The following is a 23,309-nucleotide window of genomic DNA, read 5'->3' as shown; positions in this document are numbered from 1 at the left end:
GATTCATGTTCACCAAGGGGTAGTCGATGTCTGCGATTGAATCGGTTCTTCACGAAACCCGTCAGTTTGCGCCGCCCGCAGCGCTCGAGAAGGCGGCAACCATTTCCGGCATGCCGGCCTATCGCGCGCTCGCCGCCGAGGCCGAGGCCGATTACGAAGGCTTCTGGGCGCGTCTCGCGCGCGAGGGCCTCGCGTGGCACAAGCCGTTCACGAAGGTGCTCGACGAGAGCAACGCGCCGTTCTACAAGTGGTTTGAAGACGGCGAGCTGAACGCGTCGTACAACTGCCTCGACCGGCACGTCGAGGCCGGCAACGGCGAGCGCGTCGCGGTGATCTTCGAGGCCGACGACGGCACCGTCACGCGCGTCACCTATGCGGATCTGCTGGCGCGCGTGTCGCGCTTCGCGAATGCGCTGAAGAAACGCGGGATCGGCAAGGGCGATCGCGTGGTCATCTATATTCCGATGTCGATCGAAGGCATCGTCGCGATGCAGGCCTGCGCGCGCATCGGCGCGACGCACTCGGTCGTGTTCGGCGGCTTCTCCGCGAAATCGCTGAACGAGCGGCTCGTCGACGTCGGCGCGGTGGCGCTGATCACGGCCGACGAGCAGGCGCGCGGCGGCAAGACGCTGCCGCTCAAGAGCATCGCCGACGAGGCGATCGCGCTGGGCGGCTGCGAAGCGGTGAAGAGCGTGATCGTCTATCGCCGCACCGGCGGCAAGATCGACTGGCATGCGGACCGCGACCTGTGGATGCACGAACTGTCGGACGGCGAGTCCGACCAATGCGAACCGGCCTGGGTCGGCGCCGAGCATCCGCTGTTCATCCTGTATACGTCGGGCTCGACCGGCAAGCCGAAGGGCGTGCAGCACAGCACGGGCGGCTACCTGCTGTGGGCCGCGCAGACGATGAAGTGGACCTTCGACTGGAAACCGACCGACGTGTTCTGGTGCACGGCCGACATCGGCTGGGTCACCGGCCACACGTACATCACCTACGGCCCGCTCGCGTGCGGCGGCACGCAGGTCGTGTTCGAGGGCGTGCCGACCTATCCGGACGCCGGCCGCTTCTGGAAGATGATCGGCGATCACAAGGTCACCGTGTTCTACACCGCACCGACCGCGATCCGTTCGCTGATCAAGGCGGCCGAAGCCGACGACAAGGTGCATCCGAAGAGCCATGACCTGTCGAGCCTGCGCATCATCGGCACGGTCGGCGAGCCGATCAATCCGGAAGCATGGATGTGGTATCACAAGCACGTCGGCCAGGAGCGCTGCCCGATCGTCGACACGTGGTGGCAGACCGAGACGGGCGGCCACATGATCACGCCGCTGCCGGGCGCGACGCCGACCGTGCCCGGTTCGTGCACGCTGCCGCTGCCGGGCATCATGGCCGCGGTGGTCGACGAGACGGGCCAGGACGTGCCGAACGGGCAGGGCGGCATCCTCGTCGTCAAGCGCCCGTGGCCCGCGATGATCCGCACGATCTGGGGTGACCCGGAGCGCTTCAAGAAGAGCTACTACCCCGAGGAACTCGGTGGCCGGCTGTATCTCGCCGGCGACGGCACCGTGCGCGACAAGGACACCGGCTACTTCACGATCATGGGCCGGATCGACGACGTGCTGAACGTGTCGGGCCACCGGCTCGGCACGATGGAGATCGAGTCGGCGCTGGTTTCGCACGAGCTCGTCGCCGAGGCGGCCGTGGTCGGCCGCCCGGACGACACGACGGGCGAGGCCGTGGTCGCGTTCGTGGTGCTGAAGCGTTCGCGTCCGGAAGGCGAGGAAGCCGCGGCGCTCGCGAAGACGTTGCGCGACTGGGTCGGCAAGCAGATCGGTCCGATCGCGAAGCCGAAGGACATCCGGTTCGGCGACAACCTGCCGAAGACGCGTTCGGGCAAGATCATGCGGCGCCTGCTGCGCTCGCTCGCGAAGGGCGAGGCGATCACGCAGGACACGTCCACGCTCGAGAACCCGGCGATCCTCGACCAGCTCACCGAAGTGCGCTGATCGCACCTGCGTTGCGCCACGCGCGCACGAGCCCCTGCGCGGCAATCCCGATTGTCCGCGCAGGGGCTTTTTGCTACATAACGGCATGACCGTTCCGACCCGTCCCGCGCCCGCTGCGCCACCGCCCGTTCCCGAACCGCTCGCGCGTGCCCACGCGCGCTACTGGCGTTTCAACGTCGCGCTGATCGTGGTGCTGATGGCGATCGGCTTCACGGTGTCGTTCGTCGTGCCGTTCTTCGCGCCCGCGCTCGCGGGTGTCCGCTTCGCGGGTTTCAGCCTGCCGTTCTATGTCGGCGCGCAGGGTGCGATTCTCGTGTATCTCGTGCTGATCGTCGTCTACATCGGGCTGATGCAACGCGCGGACCGCACACTGCGTCGCGCGTATGACGACCATGCGGCGCGCACCGCCAACGCACACGGCGGGCGCTGATTCATGCTGACGCATCGACTGATACGCGCGTACGCGCTCTACACGCTGGGGTTTCTCGGGTTCGTGCTGCTGATGTGGCGGATCGAGCGCGCGACCGGCTCCGGCGTCTGGATCGGCTACGTGTTCCTGTTCGTGCCGATCGCCGTTTATGCGGTGATCGGGCTGCTGTCGCGCACGTCCGATCTCGTCGAGTACTACGTGGCCGGGCGGCGCGTACCGTCCGCGTTCAACGGGATGGCGACGGCGGCCGACTGGCTGTCGGCCGCGTCGTTCATCGGCCTGGCCGGATCGCTTTATTCCACCGGCTACGACGCGCTGGCGTACGTGATGGGCTGGACCGGCGGGTTCTGCCTCGTTGCCTTCCTGCTCGCGCCTTACGTGCGCAAGCTCGCGCGCTACACGATTCCCGATTTTCTCGGCACGCGCTTTTCGAGCACCGCCGTGCGCGCGCTGGCGGCCGGCGCGGCGATCCTGTGTTCGTTCGTGTATCTGGTCGCGCAGATCCAGGGAATCGGCCTGATCGCGACGCGCTTCATCGGCGTCGATTTCGCGATCGGGATCTTCTGCGGGCTCGCGGGCATTCTCGTGTGTTCGTTTCTCGGCGGGATGCGTGCGGTTACGTGGACGCAGGTCGCGCAGTACATCATCCTGATCAGCGCGATCCTGATTCCGGTGTCGCTGATCGCGATGAAGAACGGGCTCGGTCCCGTGCCGCAGTTCAGTTACGGCAAGCTGATGGAGCGCGTCGCGGCGCGCGAGGCGCAGGTGCGCGATGCGTCCGGGGAGCAGCAGGTGCGCGACGCGTACCGCCGGCAAGCCGCGGACATCCAGACACGGCTCGACCGGCTGCCGGCGTCCTATGCGGACGCACGCAGGCATCTTGCCGACCAGCTCGCCGACCTGCGGCGCCACAACGGGCCGCTGCGCGAGATCAGCCAGCGCGAGCGCGAGCTGGCCGACTTCCCGCGCGATCCGGCGGCGGCGCGCGTCGCGTGGACGCAGGCGCGTGACGACCTGCTTGCCCGTGCCGAGCCGCCCGTGCCGATGCACGAGCCGTTTCCCGCCGCGAGCGACGACGAGCGCAAGCCGCGCGAGCGGAATTTCCTCGCGTTGCTGCTGTGCCTGTCGCTCGGCACCGCGAGCCTGCCGCACATCCTGACGCGCTATAACACGACCACGTCGGTCGCGTCGGCACGGCGTTCGGTCGGCTGGACGCTGTTCTTCATCGCGTTGTTTTATCTCAGCGTGCCGGTGCTCGCGGTGCTGATCAAGTACGAGATCCTCGCGAACCTCGTCGGGCGGCCATTCGCCGAATTACCGGCGTGGGTCACGCAATGGCACCACTTCGAACCGGACCTGATCAGCGTTGTCGAGGTGATACGCGACGGCATCGTGCACTGGTCGGAAATCCAGATGCAGCCGGACATGGTCGTGCTGGCCGCGCCGGAGATTGCGGGGCTGCCGTATGTCGTGTCGGGACTGATCGCGGCCGGTGCGCTGGCCGCCGCGCTGTCGACCGCGGACGGGCTGCTGCTGACGATCGCGAACGCGCTGTCGCATGACGTCTATTACTGCATGGTCGCGCCTGATGCGTCGAGCCAGCGGCGCGTGACGATCTCGAAGGTGTTGCTGCTTGGCGTCGCGCTGTTCGCGTCGTATGTCGCGTCGCTCAATACGGGGAAGATCCTGTTCCTCGTCGGCGCCGCGTTCTCGCTCGCGGCATCGAGTTTTTTTCCGGTGCTGGTGCTCGGCGTGTTCTGGAAGCGCACGACGACGCGCGGCGCGATCGCCGGGATGGTGACGGGGCTCGCGGTGTGCGTGTATTACATCGTGTCGACCTATCCGTACTTCACGCAGCTGACGGGGTTCGCAGGGCGCACGTGGTTCGGGATCGAGCCGATCAGTTCGGGCGTGTTCGGCGTGCCGGCGGGGTTTGCGGTGGCGATCGTGGTGAGTCTGTGCGATCGGCGGCCGGATGAGTACACGCGGGCGTTGGTGGATTACATCAGGCATCCGTGACGCGGGCGGCGGGCGGATAGGGACGTGTCGGCGCGCCAAAAGGAAAAGCCCCTTGATTTCCGGGAAATCAAGGGGCTTCATGCGTTCTGGCGGAGAGAGGGGGATTCGAACCCCCGATAGGCGATTAACCTATACACGCTTTCCAGGCGTGCGACTTAAACCACTCATCCATCTCTCCGGAAGAGCGAGAGTATAGCAAACTCTGGTGGCGGCCCGCCACTCCCTTCCGCTGACGTCAGAAATCCGTCGTCATCGACAGCCACACCGAGCGCGGATCGCCCTGCGTCAGATACCCGCCGATCGTCGATGACCAGTACGACTTGTTCGCGACGTTGCGCACGTTTGCGCGGAACGTCGTCTTCCTGCCGAACAGTTCCGTCGCGTAGCGCGCGCCGAGGTCGACGCGGTCCCACGCGTGGATCGACATCGTGTTCGCGACGTCCAGATACTGCGGCCCCGTGTGGATCCAGCGCGCGGTCAGCGTGAGGCCGTGCAGCATCGGCACGTCGTATTCGGCGCCCGCGTTGAACAGGAACGACGGCACGCCGATCGGCCGGTTGCCGTCGTTGGCGCCGCCCGCGGTGTTCTGCAGCGTTGCATTGAGGTAGGTCGCGCCCGCGATCAGCCGCACGCCTTTCCATGGTTCGCCGTACACGGCCGTCTCGATGCCGCGGTGCCGCTGCGTGCCGTTGGCGCCGAACAGGTTCGATGCCGGATCGGTGTACGCCATCGGCTTCTCGATCTGGAACAGCGCGAGCGACGCGCCGTACTTGTCGGTGTCGTAGCGGATGCCGGCTTCGTATTGCTTCGAGCGGAACGGCGACAGTGCCTGGCCCGCGTTGCGCGCGGTGCTCGGCGCGGTTTCGCCCTGCGCGAGCGCCTCGCTGCGGTTCGCGAAGATCGACACGTTGCGCCACGGCTTCACGACGAGACCGAATACCGGCGTCGTGATCGCGTCGCTGTAGGTCGCGGTGGCCGCACCCGTGTAGCTGAAGTCGTCGACCGAGATCGACTGGCGGCGCGCGCCGATCGTGAACAATACGCGGTCGTCGAGGAAGCCGAGCGTGTCGGATACGGCGAAGCTGCGCAGCCAGGTCCTGGTGACCGTGCCCGGATCGTCCATGTTGCCGCCCGCGAAGGCAGTCGGCGGGAAAGCGACCGGCGCCGGATCGTAGAGCGTCGTCGGAAACGCGTTCGACATCGTGTACGCGGACTGGCTGTCGATGCGGATGAACGACGCGCCGGCCGTCACGAAATGCGACACGGGGCCGGTCGTGAAGCGGCCGCGCACGCCGGCTTCGGTTGACTGCGCATCTTCCTTGTGCGGCACGCTCAGGCGCGAGCCGGTCGTGCCGGACGACGAGTAGGTCGGCGTGTAGTAATCGCCGTGCTCGTTCGTATGACGCGCGCCGGCCGACACATAGGCCGTCCACGCGGGCAGGAAATCGTATTCGGCGCGCACGATCCCGACCGTGTCCTCGAGCTCGCTGAAGCTCCACGGCTGCGCATAGTTGTGCGTCGCGGACGGCACGGCCGGCAACTGGTTGCCGCTGATCAGCACGATGGGGCGGCCGTTGTCGATGCGCTGCCGCTGATACAGGAAGTCGCCGTACAGGCGCAGCTTGTCGCCGCGCCAGTCGAGCGACACGGCCGTCACGTTGCTGCGGCGGCGCTCGTCGTCGACGGCCGTGTCGCCGCCGCGGATCGACTGGTTCACGCGCACGCCAAACTGGCCTTCGCTGCCGAAGCGGCGCCCGATGTCGACATGCGTGCCGAACGAGCCGGACACCTCGCCGTCGACGGTGACGCGCGTGAGCGGCTTGTCGTCCGCGCGCTTCAACTGCAGGTTCACGCCGCCGCCGACCGCCGAGCCGTTCGGCGATGCGCCGTTCAGGAACGCATTCGCGCCCTTGAACACGTCGACGCGTTCGACCGCGTCGGTTTCGACGAGCTGGCGCGGCGTGACGCCGTTCAGGCCGTTCAGCGACACGTCGTCGCCGGCGAGCTGGAAGCCGCGGATGACGAACACCTGCGAAAAGTTTCCGTACCCGGACGCGCTGCGCACGGCCGGATCGTTGTCGAGCACGTCGGCGAGCGTGCGCGCCTGCTGATCCTCGATCAGTTTCGACGTGTAGGTGGTCATGCTGAACGGCACGTCGCTCGCCTTTTGCCGGCCGAGCACGCCGAAATCTGCGCCGCGCGCGACCTGGCCGCCCGCGTAGGTCGGCGCGAGGTCGCCGGGCAGCGGCTCGGCGGCGCCGGTCACGTTGATCGACGGCAGCACGGCGCCGTCGGGCGAAGCGCTGACGCTGGCGCCGGGGGCGGGCTGCTGGGCACGCGCGGCGGCAGGGAGCGTGCAGGCGAGCGCAATGCCGAATGCAATCGGCGTGAGACGCCGGACGGGTATCGAAAGTGTCGACATGGGACGCAAATCGGAGGTAGTCGGTGATCCATCCCAGGGCGGCAAGTCGGAATCCGGGCGGCGTGACGCGTCCGTGCTGTCGCGGACGTGTTTTTATCGAGCGGCGGAGTCTAACGTAAACGCGAATGATTGTCGTTTACAAAATTGGGGCGTCACTATCTGGGATGACGGGCGATCGCCGTGCGCGATCGGCACTGCACAGCGGCCGAGCGGCATCGGGACGATGCGTGCGATCATTGGCCGTTCACATTCGTCGTAGCAAACCGGGCGCGCCGGCTGCGGCCCGCACGGCCGAGATAGACGATGCCAACCGTTCGCACGGCCGCTTTCAGAAGGAACGCCACGCCATGTCGCTCTCCGCCTTGCTCGCATTTGCCCTGATCCTGTCCGTCGGCGTCGCGACGCCTGGCCCGACGGTGTTGCTCGCGATGAGCAACGGTTCGCGCTATGGATTGCGTCACGCGATGGTCGGCATGCTCGGCGCCGTCACGGCCGACGTCGTGCTCGTCGCACTGGTCGGGCTCGGCCTCGGCGTGCTGCTCGACGCATCCGAAACGGCGTTCGTGACGCTGAAGCTGCTCGGTGCGGCGTGGCTCGCGTATGTCGGCATCCGGATGCTGATGTCGAGCGGCCGGTCCGCCGTGGCCGAGGAACTCGAGCCCCCGACACCCGATCGCCGGACCGCCTTCCTGAAGAGTTTTTTCGTCGCGATGAGCAACCCGAAGTACTACTTGTTCATGTCCGCGCTGCTGCCGCAGTTCGTCGACCGGTCGCACGCGATCGCGCCGCAATACGCGATCCTCGCGGCGACGATCGTCGCGATCGACGTCATCGGGATGACCGGCTACGCGCTGCTTGGCGTGCATTCGGTGCGGGTGTGGAAAGCGGCGGGGGAGAAGTGGCTGAACCGCGTGAGCGGGTCGCTGCTGCTGATGCTCGCGGGGTACGTCGCGCTGTATCGCAAGGCCGCGAACTGACGCGGCGATGAAGCCGGTCGAGCGCTTTACGCTCGAAACGCACGACGGTCCGTACGAAGCGTGGCCGTCACGCACGCATGTGCTCGTGGACGACGTGCGTTGCGGCCTCGCCATTTCCGGCTACGTGCTGCTGCGCCAGTTCGAAACGCCGGCCGCCTATCTGCTCGTCACCGACTACGACTGCCCGTTCGAAGAGGCCGTCACCTTCACGCTCGTGTCGAAGGATCCGCTGAAGGTGTGCGCGCAACGCACGGTCGGCGCGATGTATGCGTCGTGCCATCTGGACGACATCTCATGGGCCGACGACCGGCATTTCAGCGCGACGTTCGTGGGCATCGACGGACGATGGGACTTCACGATTCGTGACCGCTCCGTGCCGTTCGTCCTGCGTCGGCTCGGCATGAATCGCGTGCAGGATCGATAGCGCGCGATCGGCGATCGCGAGCCTCGCGGCCGCCCATGCGCGGTGTCTGAAATGCGCCAATACCGGCGATTTCATTTTTCTTTCGCATTGATCAGACATGTAAGTTTGGATGCGTCCGAACCTTACGCGGCCAACGCGCATGGCGGCATGAGTGACGACGGGCTGGCATCGCGGTCACACGCTTCATTACAGAATGAATGGTAATTGAAAGAATTGCGTCGCTTGACGTAATGCGGCCGTGCCATTTATTGTCCGTCTGCCGCCCGTGAGAGAGCACGGCGGTTATCGCGGATGCGCGCCTCGCGCGCACGACAACACGTAGCAAAAAGCAGAAAAGGAAACGTGGTAGCCACATGAAGCCGCTATTCGACGACAAGAAATCCGATGCGGTCAGCGATCGTCCTTCCACCCCGTCTTTGTCACCCGTCGCAGTGCCTGCCGCCGCCGTCGTGCCGGCAGCGCAGCCGATGGAGCACGCGCGCCTGATCACCGTCGACGAGATCGACCAGCTTGGCGCGACGCAGGGCACTCGGATCGCCGCCTTTTCCCAGCAGATTCTCGCGAGCGTCCGCGCGTCGGATGCCGACCAGTTCGGCGACAAGCTCAACGAACTGATCGCGACCGCGAAGGGGCTCGACCCGCGCGGCGCCGACAAGGGCGGGCTGCTCACGCAGGTCACGCGGCTGTTCCGCTCGACCAAGGAGAAGCTGCTGTCGCAATACGAGTCGGTGAGCAAGCGGATGGACACGCTCGTCGTCGAGCTCGAGAGCCATGCGCAGCGCCAGAAGGCCGGTATCGACGAACTCGAGCGGATGTACAACGACAACTACGCGCTGCACCAGGCGCTCGCGCAGTCGAAGGCGCACGGCGAAACTGCGCTCGCGACGCTGCGCGCGCATCTCGCGGCGGGCCAGCAGCAGGTGGACGACGCGTTCGGCGCGCAACGCCTGCTCGACGTGAAGCGCAAGGTCGACGCGCTCGAAAGCAAGCTCGACGACCTCGACCGCGCGATGCTGATGTCGAAGCAGCTCGCGCCGCAGATCCGGATGGAGCAGGACCAGAAACGCACGCTGACGTCGAAGTTCATGACGATCAAGACCGTGCTGATCCCCGCGTGGACCAATGCGTTCGCGCTCTACCTCGAGCAGCTCAGCACGAAGCGCGCGGCGGCGCTCGCGAACGCGACGTACGACGCGGCCGACGAGGCGATTCGCGCGCAGGCCGACCTGAACCGCCAGAACGCGCAGGAAGTCGCGAAGCTCGGCCAGCGCCCGGTGATCTCGACCGACACGTTCGAATACGCGCAGCAGCAGCTGTTCGGCGCGTTCGACGACATCACGCAGATCATCGCCGACGGCAAGCGCCAGCGCGACCAGGACGCACCGCGCCTGCGCCAGCTCGAACAGGACCTGATCACCCGATTCGCTCCGAAGCACGCTTGAGGAACACCGCATGATTACGCTTGAGAAACGCGCGGCGAAGGTCGCGATCGTCCTCGAAAAACGCCAGATCCTGAAGCCGCCCGTCGTGCGCGTCGGCGCGGCGCTCGACATCTCGGGCTCCGCGAAGCCGCTGTATCAGTCGGGCGTGATCCAGGACACGCACGACCGGATCCTCGGCATCGCACTGAAGTTCGACGACAACGGCGAAGTCGACACGTGGACCTTCACCGAAGGCTACGACCGCCTGCCGACCGCGACGCCGGACAACTACGGCTCGTACATTTCCGACCACGTGCTCGAAGCCCGGATCGACAAGTGGGGCGGCACGCAGTACGCGCCGGTGATGAACGACATCGTCGACTTCTTCTTCCGCGCGCCGGAGCCGCAGCCGCAGCGCGAAGCGAAGCGCGGCTTCCTGAGCCGGCTGTTCGGCGGCGCGGACGAAGCACCCGCACCGGCCGAATCCGCACCGGTGAACGGCCATCTGCCTGCCTGGGTGCTGTTCGTCACCGACGGCCAGAACCCGAAGAACGACCGCAAGCGCGTGCGCCAGCTGCTGGCCGAGTCGCAGCACTTCCCGCTGTACTGGTCGCTGGTCGGCGTCGGCGATCCGAGCGAATTCGGCTTCCTCGCGGAAGTCGCGGACGAGATGCCGAACGTCGGTTTCCTGCATCTCGAATCGCTCGACGTCAGCGACGAACAGATCTACGAACAACTGATCACGCAGGAATTCTGCGACTGGGTGCGCGCGAAGTAAGCGCGGCCCGCACGCCTCTTTTCCAGAACTCGATACCCCCATCATGTTGAAAGACTTCAAGATCCCGCTGTCGCTCACGGTGCTCGCGCTGGTCGCGGCCTATCTCCTCGGCGGCGTGAAGGACATGCTGATCGTCGCGGTCCTGTCCGTGCTCGAAATCTCGCTGTCGCTCGACAACGCGGTCGTCAACGCCTCCGTGCTGAAGAACTGGTCCGAGAAGTGGCGCAACCGCTTCATGGTGTTCGGCCTGCCGGTCGCCGTGTTCGGCATGCGCCTCGTGTTCCCGCTGCTGATCGTCGCGGTGATCGGCCACATCGGCCTGTGGGACGCGCTGACGCTCGCGATCGAATCGCCCGAGAAGTACGCGGCGGTGCTGACGTCCGCGCATCATCAGGTATCGGCGTTCGGCGGCGCGTTCCTGCTGATGGTGTTCTTCAAGTTCATGCTCGACACCGAGAAGGACGAGCACTGGATCGGCTTCCTCGAAGGCCCGATGCGCCATCTCGGCCGCATCACGGCGCTGGAAGTGGCGCTGACGCTCGCGATCGTGATCGTCGCGTCGTTCTACGTGCCGGCGGCCGAGCAGGTCAGCTTCCTGCTCGCGGGCGCGTTCGGCGTGATCGGCTTCGTGATCGCGCACGGCGTGGGCGACCTGGTCGGCGGCGGGGAGACCGGCACGCGTGTGGTGCGCGAAGGCGTTGCGGGTTTCATGTATCTCGAAGTGCTCGATTCGTCGTTCAGCTTCGACGGCGTGATCGGCGCATTCGCGCTGTCGAACAACATCTTCCTGATCGCGCTTGGCCTCGGCGTCGGCGCGGCCTATATCCGGGAGATGACGCTCGTGCTGCTGAAGAAGGGCACGCTCGCGCAATATCGCTTTCTCGAACACGGCGCGTTCTGGGCGATCGGTGCGCTCGCAACGATCATGTTCCTCGGCGTGAAGTTCGAGGTGCCCGAGGTCGTCACGGGCCTGATCGGCGCGGCGATGATCGCGGCGGCCGTGTGGTCGTCGATCGTCGTGCAACGCAGGGAAGACCGGACCGCGGTGGCGAGCGAGTAACGCGCGCGGCACGGACACCATCAACGAGGGGCCGCGCAGGGCGGCCCGGCATGACCGCCGGCGCAACGGCGGTTCCAGCAGAAGAGGTTCAGATGATCAATTTGTCGAAAGGCGGTCGCGTCAACCTGTCGAAGGAAGCGCCCGGCACGCAGAAATTCCGCATCGGTCTCGGTTGGGACGCGAACTCGACGGACACGGGCACGGATTTCGATCTCGACGTGTCGGTGTTCCTGTGCAAGTACGACGCGCAGAGCAATCCGAGGCTGATCTCGGATCAGCACTTCGTGTTCTACAACAGCGAAGTGCGCACGATGGAGCGCAAGGAAACCTTCATCCAGCCGGGCGACGACTTCCCGAAGCGCGGGATGCCCGCGTCGAAGTGCATGGGCGTCGTGCATAGCGGCGACAACCGCACGGGCAGCGGCGACGGCGACGACGAAGTGATCTTCATCGACATGACGAAGCTCGCGGCCGATATCGAGGAAATCTCGGTGGTCGTCACGATCGACCAGGCCGAAGCGCGCCGCCAGAATTTCGGCCAGGTTCGCAACAGCTATATCCAGATCGCCGACGAGGTGTCGGGCGCGGTGATCGCGAAGTACGCGCTCGAGGAAGACTTCTCGATGGAGACGTCGGTGCAGGTCGGCAGCTTCTATCGCCGCGACGGTCACTTCATGTTCAAGGCAGTCGGCGCCGGCTACAACCGCGGCCTCGGCGACTTCGTGCGCGCCTACGGCGGCGCGGTCTGACTGGCCGCGGCCCGGCGTGCGGGACACCGCCGCGCTAGGCAGGATGCAGCGATGACGAATCCGTCCGACGAGCCGCAGCGGCTCGAGTTCGATACGACGCCCGAGCGCACGCCCGGGCGTCTTGCGTTCGACGCGCCGCCTGCGGGCGGCGCGCCGGCCGCGCGTGTGCCCGAACGAGCGGCGCCGCAGGCGCTCGACTTCGGGCCGGCGGCTGACAAGGCCGAACGCGCGGCGCCGGCCGATGCGCTCGGCCGTGCGTTGTTCGGCGAATCGAATCACCCGCAGCTCGACGCGTGCTTCCGCGCCGCGCAAGCCAGCTTTCAGAATCTCTATCCCGACTACGCGCCGCGTATCGAGCGGCATATCCGGCAACTGGTGCCGCTCAAGCTCGCGACGGTCGCGACGATCGGCGACGGTGCGTTGGAGACGGCGGGCAACCTCGTCGAAGCCGTCGCGGCGACGACGCGCGAATTCAACGAACTCGGCGCGGCCGACATGATGGCCGGGATGCTCGCGCAGGCGACGCGCAAGGCCGGCATGTTCGAACGCTGGTTCGGCGGAGCGTCGGGCCATGTCGACTACCGCGCGGCGCTCGGCGCGCTCAAGCAGTCGCTCGGTTTCTTCCCGCGCCGCACCGAGGAACTCGCCGCGAAGGTCCGCCATGCGGAAGAAAACCTCGTGGTCGTGCTCGCGGCGTTGAGCGCGGTGGCGGACGTCGTGCACGTGCCGGACGACGCGGGTGTCGAGCGCACGTTGTTCGACCGCCGCAACATCGTCGGGCAGGCCGTCCAGCAGATCCGGATGCAACCCGCGCAACTGCGCGGGCTCGACGAACGCGTGACCGACCTGATGTCGCGCGCCGACCACCTGATGAACGTCGTGCTGCCCGCTGCGCTGGCGGCGCGGCCGCAGCGCTGAGCGAACGGCACGAACCCGGGTGCTGCGGCGCGCGGGTTCGTTGCTTTGAGCGCATCACTTCACGCCATTTCTCGCGCGCGGACGCGAGTCTGCTATCTTCCCGGGCATCTCATCGCTTTCCCGCCGATTCTCCATGACTGACCGCATCGTCGCCGCATTCGATTTCGACGGCACCATCACGACTACCGACAGCTTCCGCCATTTCGTCCGCTATGCGGTCGGCACGCCGCGTTTCGCATGGGCCGGGCTGCGCGCGCTGCCGTGGATCGTCGCGATGAAGGCCGGGCTGCTGTCGCGCGGCGAAGCGAAAGCGAAGTTCGCGTCGTTCGCGTTCGGGCCGATCCGCGAGGATGCACTCGACGCGCAGGCACGCACGTTCGTCGACACGTACCTGCCGCGCTTCGTGCGTCCGGAAATGCTCGAGCGCATTCGCGAGCATCAGGCGCGCGGGCATGAAGTCGTACTGGTCAGCGCGTCGCCGTCGCTGTATCTGGAGAAGTGGGCGAAGACGGCCGGCTTCGATGCGGTGCTCGCAACGCGGCTTGCGTTCGAGCGCGGCACGTTCGCCGGGCGGCTCGACGGCGAGAACTGCTGGGGGCCGCAGAAGGTCGTGCGGCTGCGCGGGTGGTGGGGCAACCGGCCGCCGAAGCAGTTGTTCGCGTATGGCGACAGCCGCGGCGACAAGGAAATGGCCGAGCTCGCGAACTGGTCGTGGATTCGCGGGCAGGGGGCGATGCCGCCGATCGGCGATTGATGGACCGCGGTGGCGCGGCGCAGCGTGCCGCCGGACGCCCGCGTTACGCGTCGGCCTGCATGCGGCGCTCGCCGCGCGGCGAGCGATAGGCACCCCAGCGATTCGCGCGCGCGAACGTGCCGACGTCGTTGAAGCGCACGCCCACTTCACGCAGTGCCGCATGCGCGGTGCGCGCGGTCAGCTGCCGGATGTAGAACGGATCGCGCACCACGAAGTGATGGATCGCGTGCGTGCTGCCGAAATTGAAGCAGAACAGCTGGAACGGCAGCATCCACCACGGGTTGAGCACCTGGGTCTGCTGGATCACGTTGCGCGAATCGATGTCGCCAAAGTAATGCATGTTCGAGCTGACGAAGTTGATGCAGAAGCTGCGCACGAAGTTCGGCCCGAGCCATACCACCGCGAGAAAATCGACGACGTTCATTGCGCGCTCGACGAGGGCTGGCACCGTCACCGCGTAGCCGAACGCATGCAGCGCGAACAGGCCGACGTGATAGACGATGAACGCGTGCCACAGCGCGTAATACACGTGACCGACTGGCATGTACGACGACACCTGCTCGACACGCAGCTGCACGCGTTCGGCCGCATCCTGCACCGGCTGCGCGGCGACATACTGTTTCACCTTGCGACGCATCGCGGCCGGCCGCAGCACGACGGCCAGCATGCCGTCCGCGATCATCAGCAGGCGCTTCACGCCCCAGCGCTCGCCGTTGGTGATGCCGAATTCCTCGAGATCCGATTCGCCGCCCGACACCTTGTGGTGATGCAGGTGCATGCGCCGCCGCGTCCACGGGTTGATCGTGCCGGGCCGCGTGAGCCAGCACAGCGCCATCATCAGGTGATAGGCCCACGGCGTCTTCTTGAAGTACATCAGGTGGATCAGGTCGTGCTCGAGCTCGTGGATCAGCGACGTGACGAACGCGGCCAGCGGCAGCGCGACGTACCACGCGATCGCGCCGCGCGCATACAGCCACGCGATCGCGAGCATCGCGGCGACCGAGGCGGCCATCACGGTCGCGCCGACGAGGTTCTGGTTGTCGAGCAGCGGAAAGCGCGCGCGGATCGCGTCGCTCGCGGCGTTGACCTCGCGGCGGACGTACGCGACCTTGTCCGCGTCGTGGCGAAATGCGGTTCGTGCGGGTTGGCTCATCGACCGGAATCCGTGCGGAAAGAGTGGGGCGTTATGCCGATGTGACAAGCATAGGCGCGCGCCGGACCGCACGCGAGGGCCGCGGGTGCCAATGGTGGTGTCATTTCGGGCCATGCTGGCCGACGCACGGCCGCTCGTTGCCGCGCCGCGCGGCTAGAGTGCCGCCGCGGTGTCATTGCGGGCCAGCGACGCTACAATCCGCCGAAACCGCTCCGGAGTCCGCCGCATGGTCCTGTCCGTCCCGGATGCCGCGCGCCAGTTGAACAAGGCGACGGTGTCGTCCGCGTATGCGCTGTTCATGCTGATGCTGGCCGAGGAACGCGGCATCGACGGCGGCCGCATTCTCGCGGGCTCGGGCGTCGAGCGCGAGCGGCTCGCGCAACCCGATGCGCGCATCACGCCGCTGCAACAGGCGGCGATCGTGTTCAACCTGCTCGACGCGACGGACGACCCGTCGATCGCGATCGAGATCGGCCTGCGCAGCAGCCTGACGAAAGCGGGACTGATCGGTTTCGGGCTGATGAGCTGCGCGACGCTCGGCGAGGCGATCGCGCTCGGCATCCGCTATCTGCCGACGCGCGTGCCGTTCTTCTCGGTGCGGCTCGCGCAGCTCGACGGGATCGTCGACATCGACGTGCTCGAAGCATTTCCGCTCGGCCGGCTGCGCCAGTTCGCGGTCGAGAACTTCCTGGTCGAGACCGCGATCCTGTTCAATTCGCTGCTGTATCCGGCGCAGGGGAGCGCGTTGCAGTCGCGCGCCGAACTCCACTTCGAATGGCCCGAGCCGCCGTGGTTCGAGCGTTACCGCGCGCGGTTGCCGCGCTGCCATTTCGACGCGCGCGCGAACCGCATCCGCTGCGACGCCGCGCTGCTCGACGAGCCGATCGGCACCGCGAACGCGCAGACCGCGCAGATGATCGTCCAGCAGTGCGAGGCCGAACTCGCGCGGCTCGGTTATGCGGAGAGCATCGTCGAGCGCGTGCGCAATCTGCTGATCTGCGGCGATGGCGGTTATCCGTCGGTCGACGACATCGCGCGCGAGCTGCATGTGTCGGCACGCACGCTCAAGCGCAAGCTCGCGGAGCACGGCGCGACCTATTCGACGCTGCTCGACGAGATCCGGCTGCGCGACGCGCTGCGGCTGCTCGAGGGCACGCGCCTGCCGGTCGACGAGATCGCGGCGCGCGTCGGTTATACGGACCGCGCCAATTTCACGCGCGCGTTCAAGCGCTGGACGGGCGTTGCGCCGAGCGAGCGGCGCTGAACGCGGGAAGGCACCGGCCTTCGCGGCGCGCCTGCCGGATTCCGCGCAGGCGCTGCATTGTCAGACGATCGCGACCCAGTTCGCACCGCGGCCGCCCGGCACGCGCGCGTGCAGCGACAGCGCACCGTCGGCCGGCGCGATCGCATACACCGACACGTGTTCCGACTGTTCGCCGCATGCGACGAGCCAGCGCCCCGACGGATCGATCGCGAACCCGCGCGGCTGGGTCTCGGTGGCGGTCGCATGCGCAGGCTCGAACGTGTTGTCGGCGGTGCGGCGATAGCAGAGCAGCCGGCTCGATGTGCGTTCGCTGACATACGCGAAACGCTCGTCGGGCGTCAGGTGGAGATCGGCGGCCCACACGGACGGGGCGGCGGGCGCGGGCGGTCGCGCGTGACCTTGTGCGAGTTCGGCGACGGCCGGGTGGGGTGCGCTCACATGCGCATCGCTGAGCCGGCCGCTGTCGGGATCGCGTGCGAACGTCGCGAGCGTGCCCTGGAATTCGCTGACGACGACCAGCGCGTGGCCGTCGCGCGCGAAGCGCAGATGACGCGGGCCGAAGCCGGCCGGCACGCGCGTTTCGCCGTGTTCGAGCGCGCGCAGGCCGGCCGCGTCCTCGACGAGCGCGAAGCTGAACACGCGGTCCGAGCCGAGCGAGCTGACGTACGCGAAACGGTTATCCGGCGACACGATCACCGCGTGCGCGTTCGCGATGCCGCCGGCCACCTGCAGCGGTGTGCCGTCGCCGTCTCGCACGCGCGCGGCGTCATAGAGGCTCAGCGAATTGCCGCCGTACGACGCGCCGAGCAGCCAGCGGCCGCTGCGGTCGAGCGACAGGTACGCGTGGCTCGCGTCGATCGCGGTCGTGCCGATGCGCGCGAGTGCGCCCGTGGCGGGGACGACCCGGAACGCGACGATCGTCGGCTGTTCGCCGCGCGTCGCGACGTAAAGCCGCGCGCGGTCGGCCTGCACGGCGATCGGCATCGCGACGTCGGCGGCCGGATAGCGGGCGAGCGGCGCGAGCGTGCCGTCGGCCGCAAGGGAGAACGTGGCGAGGTCGGCGTCGGTGGCGTTCGAGACGACGACGGTCAGGCGGTCAGTGTTCGGCATGGCGGAGCATCGAAGCGTTCGTGAAGGACGCGTCGGCCGGCAGGCCGCGCGGTGGATCGTTGCGCCGGTGCGTGCGCGCGAACAGCGCGGCGACCGCGGCGACGAGGGACGCGATCGCGAGCGCATACAGCCCGCCCGTGATCGAACCCGTATGTTGCTTCAGATAGCCGAAAGCCGTCGGCGCGACGAAGCCGCCCAGGTTGCCGACCGAGTTGATCAGCGCGATCACGGCCGCGGCCACGCGTGTGTCGAGATAACCCTGCGGGATCGGCCAGAACAGCGACGACGCGGCCTTGAAGCCGAGCGCGGCGAAGCAGATTGACGCGAACGACCACACCGGATCGTGCGACGTCGACGCGAACAGCCCGCACGCGGCGAGCACGAGCGCGAATGCGAGCCAGCGCTGCGGATGCTTCCACTTCGACGACAGCACCGCGAAGCCGTACATCGCGCCGATCGCGATCATCCACGGAATCGTGTTGTAGAGGCCAACCTGGAAATCGGTGAGGCCGCCCATCTTGCGGATGATCGTCGGCAGCCAGAACGTGGCCGCGTAGATCGTCAGCTGGATCGAGAAGTACAGGAAGCAGAACAGCATGATCTGCGGATCGCGCAGCAGCGCGGTGCCGCGCACCGGCACGCTCGAGCGCACGTCGCGCGTCGCGCGCTCCTCGTCGAGCGCGTGTTCGAGCGCCGCGCGTTCTTCGGCCGTGAGCCACGTCGCGTCGCGGATATGCGATTTCAGCAGCAGCCAGCTCGCGCCGCACAGCGCGACGGAGAACAACCCTTCGATCAGGAACATCCACTGCCAGCCTTCGAGGCCGAAGCCGCGGATCGACAGCAGCGCGCCCGTGACGGGCCCGGACAGCACCGACGCGAACGCGGAGCCGCCGAGGAAGATCGCCATCGCCTTGCCGCGCTCCTGCGGCGGCAGCCATTGCGACAGGTACAGCACGACGCCGGGGAAGAAGCCGGCCTCGGCCACGCCGAGCAGGAAGCGCAATGCGTAGAACGACGTGTCGTTCCACACGAACGCCATCGCGGCCGCGACGATGCCCCACGTCGCCATGATCCGCGCGAGCCACACGCGTGCGCCGTAGCGCTGCATCAGCAGGTTGGACGGCACTTCGAACAGCGCGTAGCCGACGAAGAACAGCCCGGCGCCGAGCCCGTACGCGGCCGCGCCGATCCCGATCGACGCTTCGAGGTGGCGATCGACGAAACCGACGTTCACGCGGTCGATGTAGTTCGCGATGAACATGATCAGCACGAGCGGCAGCACATGCCATTTCACTTTCGAGACGGCGGACGCGAGCGGGTCGCGTCCGGGCAGGGCGGGCGAGGGCGGGTTCAAGGGTGTCTCCGGTCGGGCGGCGGCGGACGGGGCTGCAATCCGCGTCGGCATCTGGGTGGCGATCGATGTAGTATGTCGTCGTATGACATGGTACGCCTGAGTACCGGTAAAGACGTCGCGGGTTTACCCGGAAATAATGCAAATATTGGGGAATGTCACGAGGCTGATGCTCGATTTAGTCATGTCTGATGACGTATGACATGAATTGAGATAACGTCGATCGTCGGGCACCCGGTCGCCGCCCGCTACGCCATCGACACGACGCTGTTGAGCAGCGTCTTCACGAGCACGGCCTGCCGCGTCGCGCCCGTTTTCGCGAAGATGCCGCGCAGGTGCGCGCGGGCGGTGTTCTTCGTGATGCCCGTCGCGGCGGCCGCTTCGTCGAGCGTCAGCCCGTCGACGAGCAGCAGCGCGATTTCGGTTTCCATCGGCGTGAGCCGGAACAGCCGGTGCAGCATGTCGCGCGACGTCTGCGGCGACGCTGCCGGATCGCGGACGAACACGGCGACGGCCGGCCGGTGCTGGCGGTCCTCGGCGCCGCGGTACGGCGCGAGCGGGCGCAGCAGCACGCTCAACGGCATCGCGCCGCCGGGGCGCGACAGCGTGGTGGCTTCGATGCGCGCGAGCGCGCCCGCGCGGAAATGCTCGAGCGCGGCCTGCAGCGCCTTCTGCAACCGGCGCTCGTCGAGCGGGCACGATGCATGAAGCCGCTCCTGGCGTACGCACAGCCCGTCCTGCTGCTCGATCAGCCGCTCCGCGATGCGGTTGCGCTTGATCACGCGGCCGTCCTCGTCGACGATCGCGGTGCCGACATCGAGCCGGTCGACGGTGCCCGCGTACAGCGCGCGTTCGGCATCGAGCACGTCGAACGCCGCGTGCAGCTCGACCGCCCGCTGCAGGTGCGGCAGCAGCGTCGCGACCTGCGCGCGCTCGGCCGCGTCGAAATCGCGCCCGCCGTGCGCACGGCTCACGAAGAACGCGCACTCGACGCCGCGTTCGCCGCGCAGGTTCGCGCCGAGGATGTAGCGCAGGTCGAGCGGCTGCAGGTATTGCCGGTAGAAATCGTGCGTGCGCCACGTGGTTTCGCCGAACAGCCGGTCGGCGGTGAAGACCTGGCCGGGCGGGTGGTCGAGAAACGGACACAGCGCGTAGAACTGCTCGCTGTACGACGGCTCGCCGGGCAGCAGCGGCCCGTGTGTCGATGCGTTGATGATGAGCCCGTGCCGCGAGCCGCCCGGATTGCGCAGCACGAGCGTCGTGAAGCTCGCGTCGAGCCGCACGCGGATCGCTTCGAGAAAGCCGGCCCACGGCGTGGCTTCCGACGGCCCCTGATAGACGAGCCCGAGCCACGCGCTGAGTTCGCGCGCCGTCCACGCGGCGTCGTCGAAACCGTCGTGCGCGGCCGTATCGTCGGGTGCCAGCGCGATCCGCATGCTCGTGTTCTCCTTGGTCCGGATGAAGTGTTCCCGGACCAGCATACCGGCCGGCCGGCGGCCCGCGTCATCCGAACGGAGTAGACGACGCGGGCAGGCGGGCAACCTGCCCGCGGCGCTTACGCGGTGCGCTCGCGCAGCAGGTACGCGACGATGCGGTCCGCCGCCGCTTCCGGCGACTCGGCCACCGTGTCGACGCGCAGCTCGGGCTGCGCGGGCGGCTCGTACGGCGAGTCGATGCCCGTGAAGTGCTTCAGCTCGCCGCGCCGCGCCTTCTTGTACAGGCCCTTCGGATCGCGTTCCTCGGCGATCGCGAGCGGCGTGTCGACGAACACCTCGACGAACTCGTCGGGGCCGACGAGCGCACGCGCCATGTCGCGCTCCGCGCGGAACGGCGAGATGAACGACACGAGCGTGATGAGCCCCGCGTCGAGCATCAGCCGCGCGACTTCGGCGACGCGCCGGATGTTCTCCACGCGATCGGCCTCGGTGAAGCCGAGATCGCGATTGAGCCCGTGCCGCACGTTGTCGCCGTCGAGCAGGTACGTGTGCCGGCCGAGCGCATGGAGCCGTTTCTCGACGAGGTTCGCGATCGTCGACTTGCCGGCGCCCGACAGCCCCGTCAGCCACACGATGCGCGGCGTCTGCGCCTTCTGCTCGGCGCGCGCGGCGCGATCGACGTCGACGGCTTGCCAGTGCACGTTGTGCGCGCGGCGCAGCGCGAAGTGCAGCATCCCGGCGCCGACCGTGTCGTTGGTGAAGCGGTCGATCACGATGAAGCCGCCCGTATGGCGGTTTCGGTCGTACGGATCGAATGCGACGGGCCGGTCGAAGCTCAGGTTGCACACGCCGATCTCGTTGAGCGCGAGCGTGCGCGCGGCGAGATGTTCGCGCGTGTTCACGTCGATCTTGTATTTCGGCGTCGCGCTGGTCGCGCCGACCGTCTGCGTGCCAAGCTTCACGAGATACGGGCGGCCGGGCAGCAGCGGCTCGTCGTGCATCCACACGAGCGTCGCCTCGAACTGGTCGGCCACTTCAGGCGGCGCGTCCGCGCGCGCGATCAGGTCGCCGCGGCTGATGTCGATCTCGTCGGCGAGCGTGAGCGTCACCGCGTCGCCGGCGCGCGCGATGTCGCTTTCGCCGCTTTGTGTGATCACCGACGCGACGCGGCTCTCCTTGCCGGAAGGCAGCACGCGCACGCGTTCGCCGACGCGGATCTCGCCCGATGCGATGCTGCCCGCGTAGCCGCGGAAGTTCAGGTGCGGGCGGTTGACCCACTGCACCGGCAGCCGGAACGGCTCGTCGCGCGTCACGCGTGCGGCGAGCGGCAGGGTGTCGAGATGCTGCATCAGCGTCGCGCCCGCATACCATGGCATGCGCGTACTCGGCACGATCACGTTGTCGCCGCGCAGTGCCGACATCGGGATGCTGACGATCTCCGACAGCCCTAGCTCGGCCGCGAACGCGCGATAGTCGGCGTCGATGCGCTCGAACACGGCCGGGTCGTAGTCGACGAGATCCATCTTGTTGATCGCGAGCACGACGCGCTTGATGCCGATCAGCGCGACGAGATGGCTGTGGCGGCGCGTCTGCGTGAGCACGCCCTTGCGCGCGTCGATCAGGATGACGGCCAGATCGGCGGTCGACGCGCCGGTGATCATGTTGCGCGTGTACTGCTCGTGGCCGGGCGTGTCGGCGACGATGAACTTGCGCCGCGCGGTCGCGAAGAAACGGTACGCGACGTCGATCGTGATGCCTTGCTCGCGCTCGGCCGACAGGCCGTCGACGAGCAGCGCGAAATCGAGTTCGCCGCCTTGCGTGCCGACCTTCTTCGAATCGGCCTCGAGCTGCGTGAGCTGGTCGTCGAACAGCATGTTCGACTCGTAGAGCAGGCGGCCGATCAGCGTGCTCTTGCCGTCGTCGACACTGCCGCACGTGATGAAGCGCAGCAGGTCCTGGGTTTGTGCATCGTCGCTGGTGGACGCGGTAGCGGTGGGGCGCGCGAGCGTGTCGGGCGCGGTGAGAACGTGTGCCATCAGAAATATCCCTCCTGTTTCTTCTTTTCCATCGAACCGGCCGAATCGCTGTCGATCAGGCGCCCCTGGCGTTCGGACGTGCGCGTCTCGCGCATCTCCTGCAGGATGTCGTCGAGCGACGTCGCATCGCTGTCGATCGCGCCCGTCAGCGGATAACAGCCGAGCGTGCGAAAGCGCACCTTGCGCATCTGCGGCACCTCGCCTTCGCGTAATGGCAGACGTTCGTCGTCGACCATGATCAGCGCGCCGTCGCGTTCGACGACGGGCCGCTCCTTCGCGAAGTAGAGCGGCACGATCGGGATGTCGTGAAGCTGGATGTACTGCCAGATGTCGAGCTCGGTCCAGTTCGAGATCGGGAACACCCGCAGGGTTTCGCCCTTGCGCTTGCGCGCGTTGTACAGCGACCAGAGTTCGGGACGCTGGCGCTTCGGGTCCCAGCGATGCTGTTCCGAGCGCAGCGACACGATGCGTTCCTTCGCGCGCGATTTCTCCTCGTCGCGGCGCGCGCCGCCGAACGCGGCGTCGAAGCCGTAGTGATCGAGCGCCTGCTTGAGCCCCTGCGTCTTCCACACGTCGGTGTGCACGGCCGAGCCATGCGTGAACGGATTGATGTCGTTCGCGAGGCCGTCGGGGTTGATGTGCACGCGCAGGTCGAGGCCGAGGCGCTCGGCCGTCTCGTCGCGAAACGCGATCATCTCGCGGAACTTCCACGTCGTATCGACGTGCAGCAGCGGAAAGGGCGGCTTCGCCGGGTAGAACGCCTTCATCGCGAGATGCAGCATGACCGAGCTGTCCTTGCCGATCGAATACAGCATCACCGGGTTCTCGCTCTCCGCGACCACCTCGCGCATGATGTGGATGCTTTCGGCCTCCAGCCGCTCCAAGTGGGTCAACATCGTTCGTCTCCTTGTTTCATGACGGCGCCGCGCGACATGTGCGGCGTTTCGTGCATGACGCCAACGGTATCGAGCGACCCGCATGCCGCTCTTCGTCCGGGT

Annotated in this window: 19 protein-coding genes and 1 tRNA gene; 12 read left to right on the top strand and 8 right to left on the bottom strand. The window is 67.2% G+C overall.

What is annotated here, in order from left to right:
• Positions 1-26 precede the first annotated feature (26 nt).
• From acs to H3H55_RS12090, 3 genes are all read left to right on the top strand, one after another.
• Positions 27-2,009, top strand: coding sequence for an acetate--CoA ligase (acs, locus tag H3H55_RS12100; protein WP_193098737.1), 1,983 nt, complete (start codon positions 27-29; stop codon positions 2,007-2,009).
• A gap of 85 nt (positions 2,010-2,094) precedes the next feature.
• Entirely contained in the window at positions 2,095-2,439 is a 345-nt protein-coding gene (locus H3H55_RS12095) for a DUF4212 domain-containing protein (RefSeq protein ID WP_129512565.1), read from the top strand.
• A 3-nt stretch (positions 2,440-2,442) separates the two neighbouring features.
• A complete protein-coding gene (locus H3H55_RS12090; protein WP_193098736.1) occupies positions 2,443-4,458 on the top strand; it encodes a sodium:solute symporter family protein in 2,016 nt (671 codons plus the stop codon).
• A gap of 87 nt (positions 4,459-4,545) precedes the next feature.
• On the opposite strand, the gene H3H55_RS12085 is transcribed toward H3H55_RS12090, so the two are convergent.
• Positions 4,546-4,636: transfer RNA gene (locus tag H3H55_RS12085), tRNA-Ser, on the bottom strand.
• Between the two features lie 57 nt (positions 4,637-4,693).
• Positions 4,694-6,880, bottom strand: a complete 2,187-nt coding sequence (locus H3H55_RS12080; protein ID WP_193098735.1) for a TonB-dependent receptor — start codon at positions 6,878-6,880, stop codon at positions 4,694-4,696.
• 347 nt (positions 6,881-7,227) lie between these two features.
• Between H3H55_RS12080 and H3H55_RS12075 the strand changes: the two genes are divergently transcribed.
• The 8 genes from H3H55_RS12075 to H3H55_RS12040 all read left to right on the top strand — a co-directional run bounded on the left by H3H55_RS12075 (position 7,228) and on the right by H3H55_RS12040 (position 13,961).
• The gene (locus H3H55_RS12075; RefSeq protein ID WP_193098734.1) at positions 7,228-7,857 is read left to right on the top strand and encodes a LysE family translocator; all 630 of its coding nucleotides are present in this window, start codon (positions 7,228-7,230) and stop codon (positions 7,855-7,857) included.
• 7 nt (positions 7,858-7,864) lie between these two features.
• A complete protein-coding gene (locus tag H3H55_RS12070; protein ID WP_193098733.1) occupies positions 7,865-8,281 on the top strand; it encodes a hypothetical protein in 417 nt (138 codons plus the stop codon).
• Positions 8,282-8,634: 353 nt separating this feature from the next.
• Complete coding sequence (locus H3H55_RS12065; RefSeq protein ID WP_129512560.1) at positions 8,635-9,723, top strand: toxic anion resistance protein; 1,089 nt, start codon at positions 8,635-8,637, stop codon at positions 9,721-9,723.
• 10 nt (positions 9,724-9,733) lie between these two features.
• A complete protein-coding gene (locus H3H55_RS12060) occupies positions 9,734-10,480 on the top strand; it encodes a VWA domain-containing protein (protein ID WP_193098732.1) in 747 nt (248 codons plus the stop codon).
• A gap of 43 nt (positions 10,481-10,523) precedes the next feature.
• Complete coding sequence (locus tag H3H55_RS12055; RefSeq protein WP_048248870.1) at positions 10,524-11,540, top strand: DUF475 domain-containing protein; 1,017 nt, start codon at positions 10,524-10,526, stop codon at positions 11,538-11,540.
• Positions 11,541-11,632: 92 nt separating this feature from the next.
• Positions 11,633-12,289, top strand: coding sequence for a TerD family protein (locus H3H55_RS12050; RefSeq protein WP_193098731.1), 657 nt, complete (start codon positions 11,633-11,635; stop codon positions 12,287-12,289).
• 51 nt (positions 12,290-12,340) lie between these two features.
• A complete protein-coding gene (locus H3H55_RS12045) occupies positions 12,341-13,207 on the top strand; it encodes a hypothetical protein (protein ID WP_193098730.1) in 867 nt (288 codons plus the stop codon).
• 133 nt (positions 13,208-13,340) lie between these two features.
• Positions 13,341-13,961: an HAD family hydrolase gene (locus H3H55_RS12040; protein ID WP_193098729.1), complete on the top strand. Its 621-nt coding sequence runs from the start codon at positions 13,341-13,343 to the stop codon at positions 13,959-13,961.
• Between the two features lie 43 nt (positions 13,962-14,004).
• Here the strand turns inward: H3H55_RS12040 and H3H55_RS12035 are convergent, their stop codons facing one another.
• On the bottom strand, positions 14,005-15,114 hold the full coding sequence (locus tag H3H55_RS12035) for a fatty acid desaturase (RefSeq protein WP_193098728.1): 1,110 nt from the start codon (positions 15,112-15,114) through the stop codon (positions 14,005-14,007).
• A 226-nt stretch (positions 15,115-15,340) separates the two neighbouring features.
• Between H3H55_RS12035 and H3H55_RS12030 the strand changes: the two genes are divergently transcribed.
• Entirely contained in the window at positions 15,341-16,378 is a 1,038-nt protein-coding gene (locus H3H55_RS12030) for an AraC family transcriptional regulator (RefSeq protein ID WP_193098727.1), read from the top strand.
• A gap of 60 nt (positions 16,379-16,438) precedes the next feature.
• On the opposite strand, the gene H3H55_RS12025 is transcribed toward H3H55_RS12030, so the two are convergent.
• The 5 genes from H3H55_RS12025 to cysD form a co-directional block, all read right to left on the bottom strand.
• Positions 16,439-17,488, bottom strand: coding sequence for a lactonase family protein (locus H3H55_RS12025; RefSeq protein ID WP_193098726.1), 1,050 nt, complete (start codon positions 17,486-17,488; stop codon positions 16,439-16,441).
• On the bottom strand, positions 17,475-18,842 hold the full coding sequence (locus H3H55_RS12020; protein ID WP_193098725.1) for an MFS transporter: 1,368 nt from the start codon (positions 18,840-18,842) through the stop codon (positions 17,475-17,477). The genes H3H55_RS12025 and H3H55_RS12020 overlap by 14 nt, the downstream gene beginning before the upstream one ends.
• Positions 18,843-19,087: 245 nt before the next feature.
• On the bottom strand, positions 19,088-20,275 hold the full coding sequence (locus H3H55_RS12015) for a helix-turn-helix transcriptional regulator (protein ID WP_193098724.1): 1,188 nt from the start codon (positions 20,273-20,275) through the stop codon (positions 19,088-19,090).
• Between the two features lie 119 nt (positions 20,276-20,394).
• A complete protein-coding gene (gene cysN, locus H3H55_RS12010) occupies positions 20,395-22,311 on the bottom strand; it encodes a sulfate adenylyltransferase subunit CysN (protein WP_193098723.1) in 1,917 nt (638 codons plus the stop codon).
• Positions 22,311-23,291 (bottom strand): sulfate adenylyltransferase subunit CysD, encoded by a 981-nt coding sequence (gene cysD / locus H3H55_RS12005; RefSeq protein ID WP_226800025.1) that lies wholly within the window; start codon positions 23,289-23,291, stop codon positions 22,311-22,313. The genes cysN and cysD overlap by 1 nt, the downstream gene beginning before the upstream one ends.
• Between the last annotated feature and the right edge of the window lie 18 nt (positions 23,292-23,309).

The organism is Burkholderia sp. Z1, from assembly GCF_014893795.1.
Classification (GTDB): domain Bacteria; phylum Pseudomonadota; class Gammaproteobacteria; order Burkholderiales; family Burkholderiaceae; genus Burkholderia; species Burkholderia theae.
This window is presented reverse-complemented; position numbering and strand designations above follow the sequence as displayed.

Bases quoted from the DNA above. Each gene is read 5' to 3' on its own strand.
- acs (WP_193098737.1), top strand. From the start codon at position 27: ATGTCTGCGATTGAATCGGTTCTTCACGAAACCCGTCAGTTTGCGCCG.
- H3H55_RS12095 (WP_129512565.1), top strand. From the start codon at position 2,095: ATGACCGTTCCGACCCGTCCCGCGCCCGCTGCGCCACCGCCCGTTCCC.
- H3H55_RS12090 (WP_193098736.1), top strand. From the start codon at position 2,443: ATGCTGACGCATCGACTGATACGCGCGTACGCGCTCTACACGCTGGGG.
- H3H55_RS12080 (WP_193098735.1), bottom strand. From the start codon at position 6,880: ATGTCGACACTTTCGATACCCGTCCGGCGTCTCACGCCGATTGCATTC.
- H3H55_RS12075 (WP_193098734.1), top strand. From the start codon at position 7,228: ATGTCGCTCTCCGCCTTGCTCGCATTTGCCCTGATCCTGTCCGTCGGC.
- H3H55_RS12070 (WP_193098733.1), top strand. From the start codon at position 7,865: ATGAAGCCGGTCGAGCGCTTTACGCTCGAAACGCACGACGGTCCGTAC.
- H3H55_RS12065 (WP_129512560.1), top strand. From the start codon at position 8,635: ATGAAGCCGCTATTCGACGACAAGAAATCCGATGCGGTCAGCGATCGT.
- H3H55_RS12060 (WP_193098732.1), top strand. From the start codon at position 9,734: ATGATTACGCTTGAGAAACGCGCGGCGAAGGTCGCGATCGTCCTCGAA.
- H3H55_RS12055 (WP_048248870.1), top strand. From the start codon at position 10,524: ATGTTGAAAGACTTCAAGATCCCGCTGTCGCTCACGGTGCTCGCGCTG.
- H3H55_RS12050 (WP_193098731.1), top strand. From the start codon at position 11,633: ATGATCAATTTGTCGAAAGGCGGTCGCGTCAACCTGTCGAAGGAAGCG.
- H3H55_RS12045 (WP_193098730.1), top strand. From the start codon at position 12,341: ATGACGAATCCGTCCGACGAGCCGCAGCGGCTCGAGTTCGATACGACG.
- H3H55_RS12040 (WP_193098729.1), top strand. From the start codon at position 13,341: ATGACTGACCGCATCGTCGCCGCATTCGATTTCGACGGCACCATCACG.
- H3H55_RS12035 (WP_193098728.1), bottom strand. From the start codon at position 15,114: ATGAGCCAACCCGCACGAACCGCATTTCGCCACGACGCGGACAAGGTC.
- H3H55_RS12030 (WP_193098727.1), top strand. From the start codon at position 15,341: ATGGTCCTGTCCGTCCCGGATGCCGCGCGCCAGTTGAACAAGGCGACG.
- H3H55_RS12025 (WP_193098726.1), bottom strand. From the start codon at position 17,488: ATGCCGAACACTGACCGCCTGACCGTCGTCGTCTCGAACGCCACCGAC.
- H3H55_RS12015 (WP_193098724.1), bottom strand. From the start codon at position 20,275: ATGCGGATCGCGCTGGCACCCGACGATACGGCCGCGCACGACGGTTTC.
- cysN (WP_193098723.1), bottom strand. From the start codon at position 22,311: ATGGCACACGTTCTCACCGCGCCCGACACGCTCGCGCGCCCCACCGCT.
- cysD (WP_226800025.1), bottom strand. From the start codon at position 23,291: ATGCGGGTCGCTCGATACCGTTGGCGTCATGCACGAAACGCCGCACAT.